The organism is Pantoea folii, from assembly GCF_056678875.1.
In genome coordinates this window covers 38,646-60,802 of record NZ_JBWXON010000003.1, presented here as the reverse complement: position 1 = coordinate 60,802, position 22,157 = coordinate 38,646, and the positions used below count along the sequence as shown (strand labels likewise).

At 57.2% G+C, this 22,157-nt stretch carries 18 protein-coding genes, 1 tRNA gene and 2 pseudogenes; 17 read left to right on the top strand and 4 right to left on the bottom strand.

Annotated features, from left to right (window positions below; all coding sequences use genetic code 11):
• Positions 1-7: 7 nt before the first annotated feature.
• The 7 genes from AC1MDE_RS05370 (at position 8) to AC1MDE_RS05340 (ending at position 5,218) form a co-directional block, all read left to right on the top strand.
• Positions 8-859 (top strand): MurR/RpiR family transcriptional regulator, encoded by an 852-nt coding sequence (locus AC1MDE_RS05370; RefSeq protein WP_097118017.1) that lies wholly within the window; start codon positions 8-10, stop codon positions 857-859.
• A gap of 252 nt (positions 860-1,111) precedes the next feature.
• Positions 1,112-1,948: a transporter substrate-binding domain-containing protein gene (locus AC1MDE_RS05365; RefSeq protein ID WP_480344361.1), complete on the top strand. Its 837-nt coding sequence runs from the start codon at positions 1,112-1,114 to the stop codon at positions 1,946-1,948.
• Positions 1,949-1,950: 2 nt separating this feature from the next.
• A complete protein-coding gene (locus tag AC1MDE_RS05360; protein WP_479399431.1) occupies positions 1,951-2,583 on the top strand; it encodes a DUF1989 domain-containing protein in 633 nt (210 codons plus the stop codon).
• Positions 2,567-3,214 (top strand): urea carboxylase-associated family protein, encoded by a 648-nt coding sequence (locus AC1MDE_RS05355; protein ID WP_479399429.1) that lies wholly within the window; start codon positions 2,567-2,569, stop codon positions 3,212-3,214. Before AC1MDE_RS05360 ends, AC1MDE_RS05355 begins: the two co-directional genes overlap by 17 nt.
• Positions 3,215-3,217: 3 nt before the next feature.
• A complete protein-coding gene (locus AC1MDE_RS05350; protein ID WP_058961825.1) occupies positions 3,218-3,868 on the top strand; it encodes an amino acid ABC transporter permease in 651 nt (216 codons plus the stop codon).
• The gene (locus tag AC1MDE_RS05345; RefSeq protein ID WP_034823167.1) at positions 3,868-4,533 is read left to right on the top strand and encodes an amino acid ABC transporter permease; all 666 of its coding nucleotides are present in this window, start codon (positions 3,868-3,870) and stop codon (positions 4,531-4,533) included. Before AC1MDE_RS05350 ends, AC1MDE_RS05345 begins: the two co-directional genes overlap by 1 nt.
• A gap of 13 nt (positions 4,534-4,546) precedes the next feature.
• Entirely contained in the window at positions 4,547-5,218 is a 672-nt protein-coding gene (locus AC1MDE_RS05340; RefSeq protein WP_058961824.1) for a DUF1989 domain-containing protein, read from the top strand.
• On the opposite strand, the gene AC1MDE_RS05335 is transcribed toward AC1MDE_RS05340, so the two are convergent.
• Entirely contained in the window at positions 5,219-5,845 is a 627-nt protein-coding gene (locus AC1MDE_RS05335; protein ID WP_097118011.1) for a hypothetical protein, read from the bottom strand.
• A gap of 364 nt (positions 5,846-6,209) precedes the next feature.
• Between AC1MDE_RS05335 and AC1MDE_RS05330 the strand changes: the two genes are divergently transcribed.
• Positions 6,210-7,373 (top strand): MFS transporter, encoded by a 1,164-nt coding sequence (locus AC1MDE_RS05330; protein ID WP_058961822.1) that lies wholly within the window; start codon positions 6,210-6,212, stop codon positions 7,371-7,373.
• On the opposite strand, the gene AC1MDE_RS05325 is transcribed toward AC1MDE_RS05330, so the two are convergent.
• Complete coding sequence (locus AC1MDE_RS05325) at positions 7,370-8,290, bottom strand: LysR family transcriptional regulator (protein WP_160868307.1); 921 nt, start codon at positions 8,288-8,290, stop codon at positions 7,370-7,372. The genes AC1MDE_RS05330 and AC1MDE_RS05325 overlap by 4 nt on opposite strands.
• Before the next feature lie 108 nt (positions 8,291-8,398).
• On the opposite strand from AC1MDE_RS05325, the gene lysA reads away from it, so the two are divergent.
• Positions 8,399-9,652 carry a diaminopimelate decarboxylase gene (gene lysA, locus AC1MDE_RS05320; protein ID WP_479399425.1) on the top strand — a complete coding sequence of 418 codons (1,254 nt, stop codon included), beginning with the start codon at positions 8,399-8,401 and terminating at the stop codon, positions 9,650-9,652.
• Complete coding sequence (locus tag AC1MDE_RS05315; RefSeq protein WP_072226604.1) at positions 9,652-10,101, top strand: GNAT family N-acetyltransferase; 450 nt, start codon at positions 9,652-9,654, stop codon at positions 10,099-10,101. Before lysA ends, AC1MDE_RS05315 begins: the two co-directional genes overlap by 1 nt.
• A 29-nt stretch (positions 10,102-10,130) precedes the next feature.
• Here AC1MDE_RS05315 and galR read toward each other — a convergent pair whose 3' ends face one another.
• Positions 10,131-11,132: an HTH-type transcriptional regulator GalR gene (galR, locus tag AC1MDE_RS05310; RefSeq protein ID WP_034823157.1), complete on the bottom strand. Its 1,002-nt coding sequence runs from the start codon at positions 11,130-11,132 to the stop codon at positions 10,131-10,133.
• A gap of 196 nt (positions 11,133-11,328) precedes the next feature.
• Between galR and AC1MDE_RS05305 the strand changes: the two are divergent.
• Both AC1MDE_RS05305 and AC1MDE_RS05300 read left to right on the top strand, forming a co-directional pair.
• Positions 11,329-13,589: pseudogene (locus tag AC1MDE_RS05305) on the top strand (molybdopterin-dependent oxidoreductase).
• 286 nt (positions 13,590-13,875) lie between these two features.
• Positions 13,876-14,466 (top strand): annotated as a pseudogene (locus tag AC1MDE_RS05300) (peptidoglycan synthase); the annotation flags it as partial.
• A 556-nt stretch (positions 14,467-15,022) separates the two neighbouring features.
• Here the strand turns inward: AC1MDE_RS05300 and AC1MDE_RS05295 are convergent.
• Positions 15,023-15,135, bottom strand: a tRNA-OTHER gene (locus tag AC1MDE_RS05295).
• A gap of 81 nt (positions 15,136-15,216) precedes the next feature.
• On the opposite strand from AC1MDE_RS05295, the gene AC1MDE_RS05290 reads away from it, so the two are divergent.
• The 5 genes from AC1MDE_RS05290 to AC1MDE_RS05270 all read left to right on the top strand — a co-directional run bounded on the left by AC1MDE_RS05290 (position 15,217) and on the right by AC1MDE_RS05270 (position 22,090).
• Entirely contained in the window at positions 15,217-15,606 is a 390-nt protein-coding gene (locus AC1MDE_RS05290) for a penicillin-binding transpeptidase domain-containing protein (RefSeq protein ID WP_153012330.1), read from the top strand.
• Positions 15,607-16,031: 425 nt separating this feature from the next.
• Positions 16,032-16,220: a hypothetical protein gene (locus tag AC1MDE_RS05285; RefSeq protein WP_058961818.1), complete on the top strand. Its 189-nt coding sequence runs from the start codon at positions 16,032-16,034 to the stop codon at positions 16,218-16,220.
• 199 nt (positions 16,221-16,419) lie between these two features.
• On the top strand, positions 16,420-17,556 hold the full coding sequence (locus AC1MDE_RS05280) for an efflux RND transporter periplasmic adaptor subunit (RefSeq protein WP_058961817.1): 1,137 nt from the start codon (positions 16,420-16,422) through the stop codon (positions 17,554-17,556).
• A gap of 9 nt (positions 17,557-17,565) precedes the next feature.
• A complete protein-coding gene (locus AC1MDE_RS05275) occupies positions 17,566-20,700 on the top strand; it encodes an efflux RND transporter permease subunit (protein WP_058961816.1) in 3,135 nt (1,044 codons plus the stop codon).
• On the top strand, positions 20,690-22,090 hold the full coding sequence (locus AC1MDE_RS05270; protein ID WP_058961815.1) for an efflux transporter outer membrane subunit: 1,401 nt from the start codon (positions 20,690-20,692) through the stop codon (positions 22,088-22,090). Before AC1MDE_RS05275 ends, AC1MDE_RS05270 begins: the two co-directional genes overlap by 11 nt.
• The last annotated feature ends 67 nt before the right edge of the window (positions 22,091-22,157 follow it).

The window sequence follows — 22,157 nt, the reverse complement described above, 5'->3', positions numbered from 1 at the left end:
AATCACCATGAGTGCAAAAGCGGCAACGTTAGAGGGCCGGATTCAACAGCACTGGGATCAACTCTCCAGCCACGAGCAGAGACTGGCTGACGTGCTGCTGGCGGCACCCGGCCAGCTGGCGATGAATACCGCCACCGAACTGGCACAGAGCGCGGGCGTTTCCAAAGCCACCACCACGCGTTTTTTCCGTCATCTCGGTTACGAAAGCTATGAAGCCGCGCGTCGGCAGGCGCGTGAGATGCAGAGCAGCGGCTCACCGCTCTATTTGCAGGCCGTACCAACCGCATCACCGCTGGCCAGCATCATGCAGCAGCACCTGGAAAAAGAGATCGCTAATCTGGTCAACAGCTATCGCACGCTCGACAGTGAACAGCTGCAGCAGGCGGTGAGCGCCATTGCCCAATCACGCCGCGTGGTGGTGATGGGCTGGCGTCACAGCCAGACCATTGCCCAGCTGATTTACCGCGATCTGGTGCATATCCATCCTGACGTGCGTTTGCTGCCGCGTCCCGGCGATTCGCTTGCGGAGCATCTAGCGGCGCTGAATCAGCAGGATGTGGTGATCTGCGTTGGATTGCGTCGCCGTATGCCTGCGCTGGAAGCGGCGATGAATGCGCTGGCAGAACGCAACGTGCCGATGTTGTATATCGCCGATGTGCTCTCCGGCAAACCAGCGCGTCACGCGCAGTGGGTGGTGCGCTGCCATACCGACAGCAGCCTGATGTTCGACAGCACCGCCGCGCTCTCCGGCGTATGCAATCTGCTCTGCTCACTGGTGGCCCGGCAAATGGGCAAAACCAGCAATGATTATCTGGCGCAGGTTGAAGCCTTGCACCAATCCCTCGACGAACTGGAATAACGCCCCGTTCTGGCGCATAGTGCGCCAGATATTGCCCCATAGTAGTGCGCTCACTCCTCCGCTATCCCCGCCTGATTTCCCGCCAATGAAATCACAGAAACTTAAAATTAAAATAAAGAAACAAATGTTTCTCACTGATTTTATTCAGTAATACCCTCTCTACCCGAAAGGTGTTAGCTGGGTGGTGAAAAAACTGGCACAAAATATGCTCAGTAGAAAAAGACATTTCACCAACACCAGGGAAACACCACAATGAAAAAAACAGCACTGCTGATCGCCGCTCTTCTCACCGTTGGCACCATGGCGCAGGCGCAAGCCGATACCCTGAGTGACATCAAAAGCAGCGGCAAAATTACCGTTGGTATCGATCCAACCTTTCCTCCATACGAATACACCGACGACAAAGGCGATATCACCGGCTATAGCGTGGCGATCATGCAATCCTTCGCCAAAGATCTCGGTGTGAAACTGGAGTTTCAGAAAACCGCCTTCAGCGGCATTTTGCCGGGCCTGATCTCTGGCTCGTTCAACGCCGAAGGTTCTTCTCTTAACGTCACCGCCGAGCGCGCGAAGAAAGTGCTGTTCACCGTGCCTTATAGCAAAACCGTTAACGGCGTGCTGGTACGTGAAAGTGAAGCCAGCACCTTCGGCGGCAAAACGCTCAGCCCGGAGAGCCTGTCTGGCCTGCGTGGCGCGGTAAAAACCGCCAGCGTGCCAGAGCAGTTGCTGAAAGGCTTCAACGAGCAGCTGAAAAAAGAGGGTAAAAAACCGATCACTATCATCAACGTGGATTCGCTGGATCAGACCGTCAGCACCCTGATGACCAAACGCGCGGACTTCGTTTATGACGACATCTCCGTGCTGGCCCCGGTCGCGAAAAAATACGCCGGAAAAGTGGCGCAGGTGGGTGAAGTCGGTCCATCGCAATGGATGGGCTGGGCGACACGTAAAGAAGACGGCAGCCTGAACAAAGCCATTAGCGACCACATTCTGGCAATGCAGAAAGATGGCGAGCTGACCAAACTGCAGCAGCAGTATCTCGGCACCACCTTTACCGTGCCCGCCAGCGATTTCATTCCTCAGGAGTAATTATGTGCCAGTGCAACCTGACGGTGCCTGCGGGCCATGGCAAAACCTTCCGCGTGCGTAAGGGCCAGTTTATTACCGTGATTGACAGTGAAGGGCAGCAGGCGGCGGATTTCGTCGCCGTTAACGCCGATGATTTAAACGAAAAGCTGTCGCCGGTGCATACCCGCCAGCATCTACGCTCGCTGTTTTTCAAGCCCGGCGATGCGCTGTGGTCGAGTGAAAACCGTCCGATGCTGCGGATTCTGGCGGACAGTATTGGCATCCACGATGCCAACGTGCCGGCCTGCGACCGCACCCGCTTTAGCGTCGATTTCGGCGTTGAAGGCCATCGCAACTGCGTGGACAACCTGCTGGAGGGCATGAAAGCCTTTGGCGTGACGTACTTCTCGCTGCCTGAGCCGTTCAACCTGTTCCAGAACGGTCCGGTGACCGCCGATGGCCGAATGGAAGTGACCGATCCCAACAGCAAAGCGGGCGACAGCATTACCTTCGAAGCGCTGTGCGATTTGATTTGTTCGGTATCGTCCTGCCCGCAGGACATCATTCCCGGCAACGGTTTGCAGGTCACGCCGATTGATATCGTGGTGAGTGACGCGTTTCACGCAGAGGAGATCAATCATGCTGTTAATGCGTGAAAGTTATGAAGAGACCGCTGAGCGCACGCTGGCACAAGCGGTCACGGTTCAACCGGGCAGCGTCGGGTCGATTAAGGTGCTGCGCGGCCAGTTGCTGCGCATCACTGCGCAGGGCGATGGCGCGGTGGCTTCCCTGTTTGGCTTCAGCCTCGCCGATCCGGCGGTGTGGCTGTCGGTGCATCACACTCGTGTTTTCAGCAACAGCTATCTGCTGGGTTCCGGTATGCGTCTGGTGAACAACCGCCGCCGTCCGATGATGGTGCTGGGCAAAGACAGCGTGAAGCGTCACGACCTGCTGCTGCCTGCCTCTACCCGCGCCTTCCTGACGGAAAAAGGCTATCAAGGTGAAGGTTGTTTGGAAGCGGTGAGCGGCGAGCTGGCGCGCCTGGGCATGGAAGTGCCGAAGCTGCCGGACCCGATCAACCTGTTTATGCACGTCAAATTGACGCGGGCCGGCGACATCCTGCCGGAGCCGAACCTCACCAAAGCAGGCGACAGCATCACCTGTCGCGTGGTGATGGACACGCAGTTTATCGTCTCGGCCTGCAACACCGGCATCGAGGGCAACGATCAACCGGCACCGCTGTTGCTGTCGGTTGCGGAAAACCTGCACGATTTTAACGCGGAGTAACGCATGGGGCTGGATCAACAGGTAGTGGCCGCGCTGCCGGAACTCGGACACGGCCTGCTGATGACGTTAATACTCACGGTACTGGCGTCATTGGTCAGCGTGGTGATGGGGCAGCTTGGCTGCTTCCTGCAACTGCGCCGCGCCTGGATCTGGCGTGCCATCGGGCGGCTGTACGTTAGCCTGATGCGCGGTACACCGGCCATCGTGCAACTGTTCGTGGTGTTTTTCACCTTACCGCGCTTGGGATTGGGCGGTCAGCCAATGCTGGCCGCGGTGATTGCCATCGGCCTTAACAGCGGTGCTTACGTGGCAGAGATTTTGCGCGTCAATCGTTCACTGGTGACGCGCGGTCAGCTCGAAGCTGCACGCACGTTGGGGCTCAGCCGCTTCTTAACCTGGTGGTATGTGATCAATCCGCAGGTGATGCGTGCCAGCCTGCCGATGCTGGTTAACGAGTTCACCATCCTGCTGAAAACCACGCCGCTGGCCTCGGTGGTGGCGCTGACCGAATTGACCTATGCCGGACAGATTGTGATTGCGCGCACCTACGAAGCCACGCAAGTGCTGTTACTGGTGGCGGCGGGATATCTGCTGATCGCCATGCCGCTGATTGCCGCCGCAAGACGTCTGGAAGCCAAACGGAGGATCGCCTGATGGATTGGCAAGCCATTCTCACTTCCCTGCCTTCGCTGGGAGACGGCATGATCGCCACGCTGCAACTGTGCATTGTCGCCGCACTCTGTTCGCTGGCGTGGGGCGGGCTGATGGCATTACTGCTAATGCGCGCCTCACCGTTCTGGTTGCGTTTACTCAATCTTTACAGCGGATTAACCCTCGCGTTGCCGCTGCTGGTGGTGATCTACCTGCTCTATTTTGTGCTGCCGGAGTACGACATCACGCTGTCATCGCCGGTGGTGGGTGTGCTGGCCCTGACGCTCTATTACGCGCCCTATATCGCACAGGTTATTCGTGCGGCAATAGAGGCATTGCCGAAGGGGCAGTGGGAAGCTTGCCGCGTGCTGGGTTTGAGCCGCAGCGAACAGCTGCGCGATGTGGTGTTGCCGCAAACCCTGCCGCAGATGCTGTCGCCGCTGGTCGGTCTGATGATTGGTTTGATTAAAGACTCGGCGCTGCTGTCGATTGTCTCGGTGCAGGAGTTTATGTACGCCGCCAAACAGGCGATTTCAGATACCTACGCGCCGCTGGAGATCTATCTCACGGTGGCGCTTTGTTACTGGCTGCTCAACAGTCTGATCGACTGGTTGGCACGCGGCCTTGAATCTCGCATGACGCGCTATCGTCGCGGCATGCAGCATTAATCAGGAGAACACTATGTCAGCTAAATATCAGCATCGTGAAGCGATCACCATTCCCGCGCGCTACGGCAAAGCGGTGCGTCTGAAGAAAGGGGAAGCGGTGCAGGTGATCAATCTGCATGGCACTCAGGTAGTGGATTGCTGGGCGTACAACGCCGAAGACGTCAGTGAATATATGTGTATGGAAGCGACGCGCGTGTGGAACCAGCGTCTTAATCCCAAAGTCGGTGACAGCTTTATCACCAGCCAGCGCCACCCGATTCTGACCCTGGTGGCGGATACCTCACCCGGCGTGCATGATTCCTTTATGGCGGCCTGCGATGCGCGTCGTTATGAGCTGCTGGGCTGCACCGAGTATCACCGCAACTGCCACGATAACCTGTTTGAGGGCATGCGCGAGTTAGGTGTTGAACTGCCGCACGGTAATCTGGCGTCTCTGAATATTTTTATGAATATTCAGGTGCAGCCGGATGGTATCACGTTGAAAACGCTGCCGGTGGTGACTAAGCCAGGCGACTACATTGTGCTGCGCGCTGAGATGGATTGCTACGTGGCATTCTCCGCTTGTCCGCAGGATATCGTCAGCATTCAGGGGCAGGGCGACAACACCCCGCGTGATGCCGAACTGCGTATTCTGACCGCCGGATTCCCGCAGGTGCAGTTGAAAGGGGCCTGGGTACCAGCGTAATTACGATTTCACGACCTGATCCAGCCACACCTGAAAACGCGAATAAGGCACATACAGCGCCACATCCTTATACAAGGTCTTACCGCTTTTATTGTCGTCAATCGCGCTGCTGTAGCCGACAATTACCCCCGCCAGCGTATCATCGCTGGCGTTGTACACCGCACCACCCGACATGCCTTTCACTACACCGGCATTCGCCGCGACCACCACACAACTTGGTTTATTCCAATCGTTAGCCAGTGTGGTGTTGATCAAATTCTTGCCGCTTGAGGCCACCGGCATGGCAGAAATAAAGCTGTAGCCATAGAGATTGACGTTGTCGCCAATATGGCTGTTGCGGAACGGGGGAGGAAGATTGGGTTCGCTGTTCTTGTGGTACACCACGGCGATATCGCACTCGGGATGCCAGGCTTTCACCCGATACATCGAGTATTTCGCCACGTGCGCGGCCGTTAAGCTGTATTCAGGCGTCAGTGGAATGGTGGTGCCTAGCGCGCCAATGCCCAGCACGGTAGGAATGCCGGTCACGGTCATATCGACGCGTTTTGCGGCTTCTTTGCTGTACTCATAGTGCCCCACGGAGCAGCCGCTCAGGCAACCCACTGTCAGTGCGATCAGCCATCGCATAGGTGTTCCCCCTGCATTGTTTGACACCGCATCACCGCGTAACTGGTTGAGGTATCGGCAATGCGCGCCCATCCTTTACTGCTTGATTGCTCGCCAAAAGCTGATGAGCTGTGACAGCGATCACAACTGAATCAAGCGTAGCGTGAAAAGTGTCATCTGTCTCAGTGGTCAGGCAGAGTCACTTTCGCGCGCGGGGATTATTGCTTTGCAAGCAAAGATGCCTTGCAGCGCAGAGGCTGGTTGAGCTGCCAAGCCTGTGCTTTAATCAGAATGTGACGCAGTTCAAATATCTATAAGCGTCCGTTGTAACCGCACGGCGTTCGTTGTGCGGCCTGCCTGCAAAACATTTTTAGGAGAGTGTGTTATGCCTGTTGCATTACTGGCGCTGGCGCTGAGTGCGTTCGCCATCGGCACCACGGAGTTCGTGATTATGGGATTACTGCCGGAAGTGGCGGGCGATCTGCAGGTAACGATTCCTTCAGCAGGATGGCTGATCAGTGGTTATGCACTGGGCGTAGCCATCGGTGCACCGATTATGGCGTTGCTGACGGCGAAGCTGCCGCGTAAACGAACCCTGATTCTGTTGATGATCATCTTCATCATCGGCAACGTGCTGTGCGCGCTGGCGTACACCTACAACCTGCTGATGCTGGCGCGCGTGGTCACCGCACTCTGTCACGGGGCCTTCTTCGGGATTGGTGCGGTAGTAGCGGCGAGTCTGGTGGCACCGAGCCGTCAGGCATCGGCGGTGGCGCTGATGTTCACCGGCTTAACCCTCGCCAACGTGCTGGGTGTGCCGCTCGGCACCTGGTTTGGTCAGATGTTTGGCTGGCGTGCCACCTTCTGGGGCGTGGCGATCATCGGCATCCTCGCTTTTATCGCTTTGATTGTCAGTCTGCCAACCAACAAAGAAGAGAAACCGGTACATCTGGCGAGTGAAGTCAGCGCGCTGGCAAATGGCAAACTGTGGCTGTCGCTGCTGATGACAGTGTTCTTTGCTGCTGCGATGTTTGCGCTGTTCAGCTATATCGCGCCGCTGCTGTTGCAGGTCACGGGCATCACCGATCGTGGGGTGAGCTGGACGCTGTTCCTGATTGGCGCAGGCTTAACCGTCGGTAATATCCTCGGCGGCAAGCTGGCCGACTGGAAAGTCTCGTTTAGCCTGATCCTCAGCTTTGTGCTGATCGCCGTCTTCTCGCTGCTGTTCAGCTGGACCAGCCACGCGCTGTGGCTGGCGGAAATCACGCTGTTCCTGTGGGCGATGGCGACCTTTGCTACCGTGCCTGGCTTGCAGATTAACGTGGTGCGCCATGGTAAAGACGCACCTAATCTGGTCTCCACGCTTAACATCTCGGCGTTCAACGTCGGTAATGCGCTCGGTGCCTGGGTAGGCGGCGCGGTGATCGATAAAGGCTACGGGCTGACGTCAGTGCCGGTCGCCGCCGCTGCACTGGCGGTGGTCGGTCTGGTCATCTGTCTGATCACCTTCCGCAAATCAGGCGGGCAGGGCGAAACGGTACGCGCTTAAACCAGACGCTCGGCAATGCGTTGGGTAAAGGTGGCCACCTGCTGTTGCAGGTGGTCGCAGAAATGATCAACCAGCGCTGACGCCGGGCGATGCTGTGGCCGCACCAGACTGACGGTGAACGGCACCGCGATACTGAATCTGCGCATCACCACACCGCTGTCGGCGTAATCGAGCGCCGTCAGCGGATTCACAATCGAAATCCCTACCCCCGCGCGCACCATCGCGCATACCGATGCCGCACTGTGCGTTTCCAGCACTAAACGGCGCTCCACCTGTTGCTCATGGAACAGCGAGTCCAGCAGCTGACGATAGCTATCACTGCGTGACAAGCTGACGTAATTCTCCCCCTGAAAATCCTGCGGAGTTAACACCTCACGCTGGCACAGCGGATGGTTGGGCGGCAGCACGCACACTTCATCGCAGGTCAGCAGCGGTACGCGCTCGGTGCCTGCCGGCGCATGCTGGGTTTCGGTCAGACCCAGATCGTAGCGCTGTGCCGACAGCCACTCTTCCAGCAGCGGCGACTCCTGCGGAATGATGTTCAGGCTGACCTGCGGATAGCGCTGCAGAAAGGGTTGCAGCAGTGGTGGCAGCAGTGACTGCGAGAACACCGGCAAACAGGCAATCGACAGCTCGCCCTGACGAAACTGACGCAAGCCTTCCGCTGCATCCATGATGCGGTCTAAGCCATACCAGGATCGCTGCACCTCTTCATACAACCGCAATCCCTGCACCGTGGGCTGCAATCGTCCACGCACCCGCTCAAACAGTTCCAGACCCAGCTGCTGCTCCAGCCGCGCCAGCTCACGGCTAACGGTTGGCTGCGAGGTGTGCAGCAACGCGGCGGCTTGCGTCAGGTTGCCACTGGTCATCACCGCGTGGAAAATTTCGATATGCCGCCAGTTAATTTTTGCCATAGCTCCTCCGCTAGTCCATATCATATTTGTATAGCTGACGCTAAAACAGATATTTTTCTGAATTGAATGGCTGTGGCTAAATAGTGGCAAAGACACAGGAGAATTGAGATGCCACGTCCACTGAACAACACCGAAACGGCCCTGACCGCCGCCAATTTACTGCCGCTGGCCCAGCGTTATGCCGGTCCATTTTGGGCCTACGATGCCGCCATCATTCAGCAGCGCATTGCCCAGCTGAGCGCGTTTGACGTGGTGCGTTTTGCGCAAAAAGCCTGCTCCAACATTCACATTCTGCGCCTGATGCGTGCCGCAGGCGTGAAGGTCGATTCCGTTTCCCTGGGTGAAATTGAGCGCGCCCTGGCCGCCGGTTTCCAGCCGGGTGGCGAAGATATCGTCTTTACCGCTGACGTCTTCGATCAGCCAACCCTGGCGCGTATCGCGGAGTTAAAAGTGCCGGTCAATGCCGGTTCGGTGGATATGCTGCATCAGCTTGGCGCGGTATCTGCGGGCCATAAAGTGTGGCTGCGCATCAACCCGGGTTTTGGTCACGGCCACAGCCAGAAAACCAACACCGGTGGCGAGAACAGCAAGCATGGCATCTGGCATAGCGATCTGCCGCTGGCGCTGGCAGCGATTCAGCAGCACGGCCTGAAACTGGTGGGTCTGCATATGCATATCGGTTCCGGTGTCGATTACGGCCACCTGCAGCAGGTGTGTGACGCGATGGTCGATCAGGTCATCGAATTTGGTCAGGATCTGGAAGCGATTTCAGCCGGTGGTGGTTTGTCGATTCCTTATCGCTTCGGTGAAGAAGCCATTGATACCCAGCACTATTTCGGTTTGTGGAGTGGCGCACGTGATCGCATTGCGGCGCATCTTGGTCATGCGGTGAAACTGGAGATCGAACCGGGTCGTTTCCTGGTGGCGGAGTCTGGCGTGCTGGTGTCGCAGGTGCGTGCGGTTAAGGAGATGGGCAGCCGTCACTTTGTGCTGGTGGATGCGGGCTTTAGCGATCTGATGCGTCCATCGATGTATGGCAGCTATCACCACATTTCTGTGCTGCCAGCTGATGGTCGTGCATTGAGTGATGCAACGGTGGAGAGCGTGGTGGCGGGGCCGCTGTGCGAGTCTGGCGATGTGTTCACCCAGCTGGAAGGCGGTAAAGTCGAGACGCGTGCGCTGCCTGCGACAAAGGTTGGCGATTATCTGGTGTTCCACGATACCGGCGCGTACGGCGCTTCGATGTCTTCCAACTACAACAGCCGTCCGCTGATTCCGGAAGTGCTGTTTGAGAATGGCGCTCCGCGTGAAATTCGTCGCGCGCAGACTATTCAGGAGCTGCTGGCGCTGGAGCTGATGTGATCAACATTGTTCCACTCAGTGAAGTCCCACATCACGCCAGCCATATCACCGACTGGCTGTGGCAGGCGTTTGGCGAGGGGACGTCGCGCGAGTTTTACGACAGCATTGTGCGCAGCAGCCTGAACGGTGCCGAGTATCCGGTGACCTTTGTGGCGCTGGATGGCGATGTGCCGTTGGGCACGGTGGGATTCTGGCGCTGTGATCTCATCAGCCGTCAGGATCTCTATCCGTGGATTGCCGCGTTGTATGTGGATAAACATGCGCGCGGCAATGGCCTGAGTGAAGCGCTGCAGCAGCATGTGTTGAATTATGCCCGCGATCGCGGGCATGAAAAGCTGTGGCTGTGGTCAACGTTCGGCGGCTACTACGAGCGCTTTGGCTGGCAGTATCAGTGTGATGCGCTGGAGTTCCCGGATGTGCGGGTGAAGGTCTATTCGCAGGATTTGTGACCCGGTGCGCATTGAAGCGCACCTGGAGATCAACCCGGTCCGCTCACCGAATGCCTTCTCACCAGCGTCGGGCTAAACATATTGGTCACTTCTGGCATTTCCGTGCCGTTGGCTAACGCCAGCGCCAGCTGCGCCGCCTGCTGCGCCATGGTGACAATCGGATAACGCACCGTGGTCAGTCGTGGACGCACATAGCGTGAGACCAGCACATCATCAAAACCAATCAGCGACATCTCTTCCGGCACGCGAATGCCGTTATCACTCAACACCGCCAGTGCGCCAGCCGCCATGGAGTCGTTGTAACAGGCCACCGCTGTGAACTGCTTACCGCGCCCCAGCAATTCCGTCATCGCTTGTTCACCCCCGACTTCGTCCGGCTCGCCCCACGCCACTAAGCGGTCGTTGGACGGTAAGCCGTGCTCTTTCAACGCGTCGTAGTAACCTTGCAGGCGGTCTTCGGAGTCAGAAATAGGGTGGGTCGAGCAGATAAAGGCGATTTGCGTATGACCTTGCTGAATCAGATGGCGCGTTGCCAGCCAGGCACCGTAACGGTCATCCAGCGCGATGCAGCGCGATTCAAAGCCTTTCAGCAGTCGGTTGAGCAACACCATGCCCGGCACTTGCTTCATCAGCACTTCCAGGTCGGCATCAGGAATTTTCTTGGCGTGCACCACCAGCGCATCACAGCGATGACGCATCAGTTGCTCAATCGCCTGACGCTCTTTTTGCTCAATGTGGTAACCGTTACCAATCAGCAGGAAGTTGCCGGTGGCACCTGCGACTTCATCGACCGCTTTCACCATCGCGCCAAAAAACGGGTCGGAAACGTCACCCACCACCAGACCCAGGGTTTCGGTGGATTGCTGCGCCAGGGCGCGTGCATTGGCGTTCGGGTGATACTGCAACTGCTCCATTGCCTGGGTCACGGCGAGACGTGAACTCTCGCTGGCTTTGGGCGAATTATTGATGACGCGGGAAACGGTCGCGACCGATACCCCGGCCATGCGGGCAACATCCTTAATGGTAGCCATGCGGTTACTTGCATCCGGGAAAACGTTTACACATCCCATCAGTGTTACGGAAAACAGTACCTGTAGCAACCCGCGAGAATGCCAGCGCTGTCGCAAAAGCGCGGAAAATCAGGCGCTCACAGCCAGACTTCAGCGCGTCAGGGCGGCATGGTATGCTGCCAGCACGATTCAGACCTGTCTGCCGGACCCAATAACCATGAAAACACGCGTGCCACACCTGGCGCACTGGGGCGCATTTACTGCCGTCACGGAAAACGACCGCCTGATTGGCTGTGAACCCTTTTTTGCTGACGCCGATCCATCGCCGATGCTCAACACCATCCCGGAACTGGTCTACTCGGATAAGCGTATCCGCCAGCCAATGGTGCGTCGTTCATGGCTAAAGTCACGTGAGAATAGCGATCGCACGCTGCGTGGACGTGAAGATTTTGTCGCCGTGGATTGGGATACCGCACTGGATCTGGTGGCAGAAGAGAATCGCCGCGTACGCGATTGCTACGGCGCATCGGGTATTTTCAACGGCTCCTACGGCTGGTCATCGGCGGGACGCGTTAACCATGCGCGCACCCTGATCCGTCGTTTCTACTTCCAGGGCGGCGGCGGGGTGGACCAGCAGGGCAACTATAGCTGGGGCGCCGCGCAGTTCTTCCTGCCCTATGTGATTGGTACCTACATGCCGCTCACCGGCCGCGTCACCGACTGGCCGAGCGTGGTGGAACATGCCGACATCTTTATCGCCTTCGGTGGTCTGGCGCTGAAAAATGCCCAGGTGGCGTCGGGCGGTGCCGGACAGCACAGCCTGAAACCAGCGCTGGAGCAACTCAGCGCCAAAGGCACGCCAATCATCAACATCAGCCCAATGCGTGATGACTGCCCGGCGTTTGTGAATGCCGAGTGGATTCCGATTCGTCCCAACACCGATGTGGCGCTGATGCTGGCGCTCGGTTATGAGATTACGCACCGCAATGCGCTGGACGAAAGTTTCCTCGCCAGCCATTGCACCGGCTGGCCGCAGTTACGTGAATATCTGCTGGGCGAAAGCGACGGCATCGCCAAAACGCCGGCGTGGGCGAGTGCCATCACCGGCATTCCGCGGCGCGTATCGCGATGCTGGCACAGCAGTTGATCGGCAAACGCAGCTTTATCACCTGTTCTTACTCGGTACAACGTGCCCATCGCGGTGAGCAGCCGTACTGGATGATGATTGCGCTCTCCTCGATGCTGGGGCAGCCAGGCTTGCCGGGGGGCGGCTTCTCCTTTGGTCACGGTTCGATGAACAGCGTCGGTAATCCGCGTCAGGAAGGGCCCGCGCCGATGATGAGCACCGGGCCAAATCCCGGCAACTTCTCGATTCCGGTGGCGCGCATCAGCGATATGTTGCTCAACCCTGGTCAGCCCTACAACTTCCAGGGCGAAACCCTGCACTATCCCGATATCCATCTGGTGCACTGGGCGGGCGGTAATCCGTTCCACCACCATCAGCAGCTCAACCGCTTAGTGGAAGGCTGGCAGCGCCCGGATACCGTGATCGTGCAGGATATTGTCTGGACGCCAGCGGCACAGATGGCGGATATCGTGCTGCCCGCCACCACCACGCTGGAGCGCAACGATATCGGCGGCTCTTCACGCGATCGCTTTGTTTTTGCGATGCATCAGGCGGTGAAACCGCAGCATCAGGCGCGCCATGACTTCGATATCTTTGCGGATATCGCCGATCGCCTCGGCTACCGCGAGGTGTTCACCGAAGGGCGCAACGAGATGCAGTGGATTGAGCACCTGTATCAGCAGTGTGCGGTGGCGCACGCGCGCAAAGATATCCACTTCCCGGAGTTTGGTGAATTCTGGGAGCGTGGTTTCGTTGAGATCCCGGAAGGCGGCAAGCCGTATGTGTTTATGGATGATTTCCGTGCTAACCCGCAGGCCCATCCGATCCAGACCGCCAGTGGTAAAATCGAGCTGTTCTGTCAGACCATCGCCGATTATCAACTGGAAGATTTTGCCGGACATCCCGAGTGGCGTGAGCCGCAGGAGTGGTTGGGCTCACCGCTGAGCGGGGATTTCCCGCTGCATATGATCTCGATTCAGCCCTCAGATCGACTGCACAGCCAGATGGACGCGACTGCCACGGTGCAAGCGAATAAAACGGCCGGGCGCGAAACCTTATATATGCATCCACAGGACGCTGAGGCTCGCCAAATCGTCGATGGCGATGAGATTGAAGTCAGTAACGCACGTGGCCGTATGCTGGCCGGTGTGCGTCTCACTGATGGCTTAACACCCGGTGTGGTGATCATCGCCACTGGCGCCTGGTTTGATCCCGGATTCGGCCGCACCTGGCAGCCGTGGGACCGTGCCGGTAACCCCAATGTACTGACGCTGGATATCGGCACCTCGTCACTGACGCAAGGCCCTAACGCCATGAGTTGCCTGGTGGAAATCAAAAAACACCTGATGTGAATGGGGTGCTAACAATCTCACCGCTGGTTACATTTTGCGGGTAACTGTTGCGTTTGAGAGATGGAGAACCGTCATGCCACCTTGCTACAGTCAGGGTCCCAGAGGTATTGATGGGTGAACATCAAAAAGTTTTCTTGATTACACCGACCTGCGCAGATGCGCAGGTTTTTTTTGCCTGTCGTTCCCGCTAACGAACTGAAACACAGTTTTCCTGTCAACTCGCTTTACCTTTCTTTATAACTGCGGATAACAAGCTTGAAAAAACTGTTTATTGCAGCGGAATGCTATGCCCCGTATAAAAAAACTTCTGGGAAAAGACCAGATCAAAGCACCATTTAACCCGTTTCGTTTTCGCCTGATTTGTCTGGGTGTCTTCAGCTGCATGGTGTTGCTGCTGATCTTCGTCGGCGACCTGCAACTGATTAAGCATCCGATGCTGGAGCACGAGGCCGATCAGCGTTCACTGCGCACCGTCACCTTGCCCACCAACCGTGGCACCTTACTGGATCGTGATGGCCAGGCACTGGCACTGAGCGTACCGGCGCGCGATATCATCGCCGACCCGATGCGCGTGCTGGAAGCCAATCCCGACTTCACCAACGCCAAATGGACCTATCTTGCCTCGGCGCTGAACTTACGTCCGGAAGAGTTGCGTGAGCAGATCACCGCGAACCCGAAAAAGCGCTTCCTCTATCTTGGCCGTAAAATCGAACTGGGCATCGCCAAAGACATCGCCGAACTGCACCTGAAGGGCATCAGCTCGGTATACAACGACAGCCGCTTCTATCCAATGAGTGAAGCCGCTGCGCCGTTGATTGGCATTGTCGGTGCTGACAGCAATGGCCTGAACGGTCTGGAGAAAGGTTTCGACCACGTGCTGCAAGGTGAGCCGGGCAAAGAGGTTTATCGTCAGGACAAAGAGGGCAATATCGTGGCGATGCTGGATTACGAGCCGCCGAAGCAGCCGCCAACGGTACAGCTGAGTATTGATAAGTTTGACCAGTTCACCCTCTACAGCAAACTGCGCGATGGCGTGTTGCTGAATAAAGCGGATTCCGGTGCGGCAGTGCTGATCAAGATTGATACGGGCGAGATCCTGGCGATGGCTTCCTATCCTTCGTTCAACCCCAACAACTTCGATAACGCCACGCCTGCACAGATGCGCAACACGGCGATCAATGACAGCTACGAACCCGGCTCAACGGTAAAACCGCTGGTGGTGATGGAAGGGCTGGAGCGTCATCTGGTGCGTGCTGACTCGGTGATCGATACCACACCCTACAGCGTTAACGGCCACTTGATTCGTGACGTCGGCCACTGGCCGCGCCTGACCATGACGGGCATTTTGCAGAAATCGAGTGATATCGGCGTATCGCACATTGCGCTGGCGATGCCTGCTGAAGCGCTGGTAAACACCTATCAGGCGTTTGGCCTGGGTAAGCCGACCGGACTCGGGTTAACCGGCGAGAGCGTGGGCTACTTCCCGCTGCACCGTGAACGCTGGGCGGATATTGAACGCGCCACCTTTGCCTTTGGCTACGGCCTGCGCGTCACACCGCTGCAAATCGCCCGTGAATACGCCACGCTTGGTTCTTACGGCGTATATCGTCCACTGTCGATTACCAAAGTGACACCGCCGGTGTTGGGCAAGCAGGTGGCCGATCCGCAAATCGTGCAAACCGTGGTGCACATGCTGGAGAGTGACGTATTGCCTGGCGGTACCGGCGTCAAAGCCGCTGTGCCGGGTTACCGCCTGGCGACCAAAACCGGTACCGCAGAGAAAATGGGCACCAGCGGGAAGTACGATGGCGGTTACGTTAACTACACCGCCGGTATTGCTCCTGCCAGCCATCCTGAGGTGGCGCTGGTGGTGATGGTCAACCATCCGACAGCGGGCGATCACTTTGGTGGTTCGGTAGCGGCGCCGATTTTCGGCAGCATTATGGGGCCGGTGTTGAAGCATATGAACATTGCGCCTGACGCCATTTACAGCAAACCGACTTCGGATAAATCTTAGTAAAATCAGGATGTAACTGCCGTGAGGTGCTTTTCACACCTCGTTGCATTTCGCCGAACTCCGTTGCGATTTGCGGCTGTTTTCTCACACCACTTTCGGCGACGATAAAAGTCCCAGAGGTATTGATTGGTGTGAAGATCGGCTGCTGCGGCAGCAATACCTGTCTTCAGGTATTCACCCTGTTCGGTTGCACCGACCCACGCGGATGCGTGGGTTTTTTTTGTCTGAAATTCAGCACTCAGCGAACTCGCTCACACCTCTTGTCTGAGTCTTAACACTTCCCCGCCAACATAAAAATATCTTGCCGTGTAACCTGTATGTAACGCACCGCGATGCCGCATTCCATTTCGGTTCGCCAGCCCCTTGCCGTGTTGGTAGCGCGGCTTTGGGGCGTTTTTTATTGCCATTCGTTGAGGTGTGACCCGATGCCAAAAACCAAAGACCGAACGCCAAAAGGCGAGGGCCGCTCCACGGCGTTTCAGTTACGCATTCATCCGGAGTTGCATGACCAACTGCGCGAAGTCACCGAAGATGAAAACATCACGCTATCGTGCTGGTTGAAAGATTTGGCGCGTCGCGAACTGCGCCGTCGCGGGATCGAGCCGAAAGGGTAAATCTGTTGCTCTGCATGGCGGTAAAAAACCCGCAAAAAGCTAATTTTCACAGCCATTTATGGCACGAAAGGTTTACCATTTTCCTTTGGAAAATATATTTTACGCAACCTTAACAACCGCCTTATCACTCCCTCCCTACAATGATTTTTTGCATGTCATCACATCAGTGACTATCCCTCCTTTCATCCAGAGAAAAATTATGCGCCTGAAACTTCTTTCTGCCAGCGTGGTGTTTTTACTGGCAGCCTGTGACCAGGGCGGAGCAAAGCCCGCTGCATCCGCGACACCCCAGGTGGGTGTCATCGCCCTAAAATCTGAGCCCGTTACGTTGGTGACACAACTGCCTGGCCGCACCACGGCGGTCCGCACCGCACAGGTGCGCCCACAAGTCAGCGGCGTGATCCAGAAAATCCTGTTTACCGAAGGCGGCGAAGTAAAAGCGGGTCAGCCGCTCTATCAGATCGATCCGGCGACCTATAAAGCCGCTTACGACAAAGCGATGGCGACCTGGCAAAACGATGCCATGGTGGCAAAACGCTATCATCCGCTGGCGTCCGCGCATGCCATCAGCCAGCAAACTTACGACGATGCCGTCGCGGCAGAGCGTGAAGCACAGGCCGATGTGGAAACCGCTAAGGTCAATCTCGATTACACACTGGTGAAGGCGCCGATCTCCGGACATATCAGCCGTTCGCTGTATACCGCCGGTGCGCTGGTGACCAACGGCCAGACCGACTATCTCGCCACCATCACCCAACTTGATCCGATCTATGTTGATGTCAGTGAGTCATCCACCGACCTGCTGCGTCTGCGCCGAGCGTTAGCTGACGGCAAGATCGCCAAAGTGGATGACAACACGGCGGCGGTCGGACTCTCTCTGGAAGACAACAGCCAGTATGGCCAGCAGGGCAAACTGGCGTTCTCGGAAGTGAACGTCGACACCGCCACCGGCACCGTGGTGCTGCGTGCGGTGTTCCCGAACCCGCATAATGAACTGCTGCCAGGCATGTATGTGCACGCCAGCTTCCCGCAGGGCATTCAGCAGCAGGGGATTCTGGTGCCGCAGGAGTCGATCATGCATGACACCAAAGGCCAGCCGTATGTTTACGTGGTGAAAAGCGATAACACCATTGAGCAGCGCAGCATTCACACCGGCGAGATGATCAAAGGTGAATGGCTGGTGACCTCCGGCCTGAGCGAAGGTGAAAACGTGGTGGTGAACAATCTGCAAAGTGTGCGTGCCGGGGCGAAAGTCACCACCACCGCCGCCAGCACCCATGACACGCCATCTGCCAACGCTGTCAGTCTGTCGATGACCGACGCAGCAGCGCAATAAGGAGGCGGCATGTCGAAGTTTTTTATTGAACGTCCCATCTTTGCCTGGGTTATCGCGATTATCGTGATGCTGGTGGGCGGGATTGCGGCCATCAGTTTGCCGGTCAATCAGTATCCCAATATCTCCCCACCTGCGGTGTCGATCTCGGTGACTTATCCGGGGGCCAGCGCCGAAACCACCCAGAACACCGTGGTGCAGGTGATTGAGCAGCAGTTAAACGGGCTGGATGGCTTGCGCTATCTGGAATCCAGTAGTGCCTCGGACGGCAGTGCGCAGATCATCGCCACCTTTAACCAGGGCATCAATCCGGATATCGCGCAGGTGCAGGTACAGGACCGCGTCTCGCTGGCGGAATCGCAGTTGCCAACCGACGTGACCCAGCAAGGGATCCGCATCCGTAAGTACCAAAAGAACTTCATGATGGTCATCGGGCTGATCTCTAAAGACGGCAAGCTGAGCAACGGCGATCTCGCGGATATGCTGGTGTCGAAGCTGGAAGACCCGATCTCGCGTACGCCTGGCGTCGGTGACTTTATGGTACTGGGTTCGGAATATGCCATGCGCATCTGGCTCGATCCCGCCAAACTGTACAAGTACAACCTGATGCCGAGTGATGTCACCACCGCTATTGATAACCAGAACGTGCAGGTGTCGTCCGGTTCACTCGGCGGGTTACCGACCATTCAGGGCGCCAAAACGCAGGCCACGGTACTGGGGAAAACTCGCTTCACCACGGTGCAGCAGTTTGAAAATGTGCTGTTGAAAGTGAACAGCGATGGCTCACAGGTGCGTTTGAAAGACGTTGCCAGCGTGGCGCTCGGTCCGCAGAGCTACGGCATTGACGCCACCATGAACGGCAAGCCCGCGGCAGGTATCGCGCTGCGTCTGGCCACCGGGGCGAACGAACTGGATACCGCCAAAGCGGTGCGCCAGACCATAGCCGATCTGAAAGACTCACTGCCGGATAATGTTGAAATTCAGTATCCGTATGACACTTCGCCAGTGGTCAGCGCCTCGATTGAAGAAGTGGTGAAAACGCTGATCGAAGCGGTGGTGCTGGTGTTCTTCGTCATGCTGCTGTTCCTGCAAAACCTGCGCGCCACCCTGATTACCACCCTGGTGGTGCCGGTGGTGTTGCTTGGAACCTTTGGCATCCTGTCGGCCTTCGGTTACAGCATCAACACCCTGACGATGTTCGGTATGGTGCTGGCGATAGGGCTGTTGGTGGATGATGCCATCGTGGTGGTGGAGAACGTCGAGCGTGTGATGCACGAAGAACATCTCGATCCGAAAACCGCCACCATCAAGTCGATGCAGCAGATACAGGGCGCACTGTTTGGTATTGCGCTGGTGCTGTCAGCGGTGCTGCTGCCAATGGCGTTCTTCTCCGGCTCGACCGGGGTGATTTATCGCCAGTTCTCGATCACCATTGTGTCGGCGATGGCGCTGTCGGTGATCATGGCGCTGATCTTTACCCCTGCACTCTGTGCCACCCTGCTCAAACCTTCGGCGGCGGAGCACAAGACCACCGGTTTTGCTGGCTGGTTTAACCGTAAGTTCGACAGCGGCGCGATGCACTATACGCGCGGCGTTAACAACGTTATTTCCCGTCGCGGCCTGTTCCTGGTGATCTACCTGGTGATCGTCGGCGTGACGGGCTTTTTGTTCACGCGTGTGCCCACTACGTTCCTGCCTGCAGAAGATCAGGGCTTGATGATGGTGCAGATGACGCTGCCGGTTAACTCCTCTTCACAGCGTACGCAGCAGGTGATCAACGATCTCAATGACTACCTGCAGAAGAATGAAGCCTCAGTGGTCACCACCACCTTTGGCGTGGCGGGCTTTAACTTTGCCGGTCGCGGCCAGAGTAACGCCATGGCCTTCGTGCGCCTGAAGGACTGGAGCGATCGTACCCACAGCGGGCAAAGCGTGCAGGATCTGGCGAACCGGGTGATGGCGCATTTTGCCAACTACAAAAACGCCAAAATCTTCGCCATGGTGCCGCCTGCGGTGATGGAGCTGGGTAACGCCACTGGCTTCGATCTCTATCTGCAGGATACGGGCGCGCACACCCATCAGCAGATGATGGATGCCACGCACCAGTTAATCGATCTGGCCAACAAAGATCCGCATCTGGCGCAGGTGCGCATGAACGGACTGGAAGATGAGCCGCAGTATCAGCTGGAGATCAATGACGAGAAGGCCAGCGCGTTGGGCCTGAGCATGACCGACATCAACAACACGCTGTCAGTGGCGTGGGGTTCCAGCTATATCGATCAGTTTATGTATAACGGCCGTGTGAAAGAGGTTTACCTGATGGGTAAAGCCGATTCACGCGTCACGCCATCCGATCTCGATAAATGGTACTTCCGCAACAGCAGCGGCACCATGGTGCCCTTCTCCGCCTTCGCCAGCGGCAAATGGGTTTACGGCTCTCCACACTTCGAACGCTTTAACGGCCTGACCTCTGAAGAGATCCTCGGATCGCCTGCGGCAGGGCAGAGCACCGGTGAAGCGATGAAAGCGGTGGAACAGCTGGCGAAGCAGTTGCCCAAAGGCTTCCGCGTGCAGTGGTACGGCATTTCCTATGAAGAGCAGGCGTCCGGCAACCAGACCACCCAGCTGTATATCATCTCGATTCTGGTGGTGTTCCTGTGTCTGGCTGCGCTGTATGAGAGCTGGTCGATTCCCTTCTCGGTGATCATGGTGGTGCCGCTCGGCATTCTCGGGACTATTAGTGCCGTACTGCTGCGCGGCTTGCAGAACGACGTATTCTTCCAGGTGGGCTTACTCACCACGGTGGGACTGGCGGCGAAAAACGCCATTCTGATTGTGGAATTCGCCAAAGAGTTGCACGAACGGGAAGGCAAAACGCTGGTCGAGGCAGCGGTGGAAGCCGCGAGACTGCGTATCCGACCGATTATCATGACGTCGATGGCGTTTATTCTCGGCGTGCTGCCGCTGACTATCTCTAACGGCGCAGGCGCAGGTAGCCAGCACTCGATTGGTACGGCGGTAGCAGGCGGGATGATCACCGCCACCTTCCTCGCCATCTTCTTTGTTCCGATGTTCTACGTGGTGGTTTCGCAGTTCTTCGCCCGCAAGAAAAAAGCATCCGCAGAGGTGACAACGCATGAACACTAAAACTTTCCGTATGGCGCTGCTGCCGCTGGCTATGGCGCTGGCGGGCTGTACGCTGGCCCCCCACTATCAGCGCCCCGCAATGCCGGTAGACGCGAAGTACGATCAGCCCACGCCGGTGGGCAACGTGGCGGATCTGCCGTGGCAGAACTTCTTCACTGACGCCACGATGCGCAATCTGATTCAGCTGTCACTCGACAACAATCGTGACCTGCGCGTCGCGGCGCTAAATGTCGAAGAGGCACAGCAGAGCGTCACGGTACAGCGTGCCGCGTTGATGCCGTCGATCAATGCCACCGCCAGCCAGACCTCGGCGCATGAACCGGCCAACCTCTACAACACCAAAACCACTGGTGCGGTGACCTATCACGAGCTGAACGCCGGGCTGGGCGTCACCTCATGGGAGCTGGATTTCTTTGGTCGCTTGCAGAGCCTGCGTGATGAAGCGCAGGAAACCTATCTGTCCACCGCCGCGACCGAACGCGCCACGCGCATCTCGCTGATTTCCGAGGTGGCCACCGCCTGGCTGACCTTGAGTTCGGATAACGATCTGCTGCATCTGGCGCAAAATACCGCCAAAAGTCAGCAAGAGTCGTATCGTCTGACGCAACTCAGCTACAACGGCGGGGCCAGTAGCGATCAGGATCTGGCGCAGGCAGAGAGCACGGTGCGGGCTGCCCAGGCGGATGTGGCGAGCTATACGCGTCAGGTACGGCAGGATGTGGACGCGCTGCGCTTGCTGGTGGGCATCGATCTGCCCGCTACCTTGTTGTCCCACGCGACGCTGGACGTCAACTGGCAGTTCCCGGCCACGCCAGCGGGCTTGCCATCTGATCTGTTGACGCGTCGTCCGGATATCATGGCCGCAGAACATAGCCTGAAAGCGGCGAATGCCAACATTGGCGCAGCGCGCGCGGCGTTCTTCCCGAGCATCACGCTGACCGCTTCTGGGGGATCGACCAGCAGTTCCCTCGGCAGTTTGCTGGGCGGCGGCACCGGTGCCTGGTCCTTTGTGCCGTCGATCAATCTGCCGATCTTTGACGGCGGCAAAAACGAGGCTAATCTCAACATCGCGCACATCGAGAAACGCATTGAAATTGCTGACTATGAGAAAGCGATTCAAACCGCGTTCAAAGAGGTGAATGATGCGCTGGCCGGTCAGGATACCTGGCAGGATCAGCTGACAGCGCTGCAACAGGAGGTCGGTGCTAATCAACGCGATTACGACTATTCCGAAATGCGCTTTAAGCAAGGTGTAGACAATTATCTCAATGTATTAGTGGCCCAGCGATCGCTTTACAGTTCGCAGCAGTCGTTAATCAGTGCACATCTGGGCCAGCTGAGCGAAAAAATCACCTTGTATAAAGCCTTAGGAGGCGGTTGGAAGGCCTGAGTGCCTTAACGTTACCCTTACGGTTTCTCCATGGAAATTCCATGGCACTTCAGCTGATAATACAAGC

What these genes read in the sequence shown, in the direction of transcription:
- AC1MDE_RS05370 (WP_097118017.1), top strand. Translation starts at nt 8, where the DNA reads ATGAGTGCAAAAGCGGCAACGTTAGAGGGCCGGATTCAACAGCACTGG.
- AC1MDE_RS05365 (WP_480344361.1), top strand. Translation starts at nt 1,112, where the DNA reads ATGAAAAAAACAGCACTGCTGATCGCCGCTCTTCTCACCGTTGGCACC.
- AC1MDE_RS05360 (WP_479399431.1), top strand. Translation starts at nt 1,951, where the DNA reads ATGTGCCAGTGCAACCTGACGGTGCCTGCGGGCCATGGCAAAACCTTC.
- AC1MDE_RS05355 (WP_479399429.1), top strand. Translation starts at nt 2,567, where the DNA reads ATGCTGTTAATGCGTGAAAGTTATGAAGAGACCGCTGAGCGCACGCTG.
- AC1MDE_RS05350 (WP_058961825.1), top strand. Translation starts at nt 3,218, where the DNA reads ATGGGGCTGGATCAACAGGTAGTGGCCGCGCTGCCGGAACTCGGACAC.
- AC1MDE_RS05345 (WP_034823167.1), top strand. Translation starts at nt 3,868, where the DNA reads ATGGATTGGCAAGCCATTCTCACTTCCCTGCCTTCGCTGGGAGACGGC.
- AC1MDE_RS05340 (WP_058961824.1), top strand. Translation starts at nt 4,547, where the DNA reads ATGTCAGCTAAATATCAGCATCGTGAAGCGATCACCATTCCCGCGCGC.
- AC1MDE_RS05335 (WP_097118011.1), bottom strand. Translation starts at nt 5,845, where the DNA reads ATGCGATGGCTGATCGCACTGACAGTGGGTTGCCTGAGCGGCTGCTCC.
- AC1MDE_RS05330 (WP_058961822.1), top strand. Translation starts at nt 6,210, where the DNA reads ATGCCTGTTGCATTACTGGCGCTGGCGCTGAGTGCGTTCGCCATCGGC.
- AC1MDE_RS05325 (WP_160868307.1), bottom strand. Translation starts at nt 8,290, where the DNA reads ATGGCAAAAATTAACTGGCGGCATATCGAAATTTTCCACGCGGTGATG.
- lysA (WP_479399425.1), top strand. Translation starts at nt 8,399, where the DNA reads ATGCCACGTCCACTGAACAACACCGAAACGGCCCTGACCGCCGCCAAT.
- galR (WP_034823157.1), bottom strand. Translation starts at nt 11,132, where the DNA reads ATGGCTACCATTAAGGATGTTGCCCGCATGGCCGGGGTATCGGTCGCG.
- AC1MDE_RS05285 (WP_058961818.1), top strand. Translation starts at nt 16,032, where the DNA reads ATGCCAAAAACCAAAGACCGAACGCCAAAAGGCGAGGGCCGCTCCACG.
- AC1MDE_RS05280 (WP_058961817.1), top strand. Translation starts at nt 16,420, where the DNA reads ATGCGCCTGAAACTTCTTTCTGCCAGCGTGGTGTTTTTACTGGCAGCC.
- AC1MDE_RS05275 (WP_058961816.1), top strand. Translation starts at nt 17,566, where the DNA reads ATGTCGAAGTTTTTTATTGAACGTCCCATCTTTGCCTGGGTTATCGCG.
- AC1MDE_RS05270 (WP_058961815.1), top strand. Translation starts at nt 20,690, where the DNA reads ATGAACACTAAAACTTTCCGTATGGCGCTGCTGCCGCTGGCTATGGCG.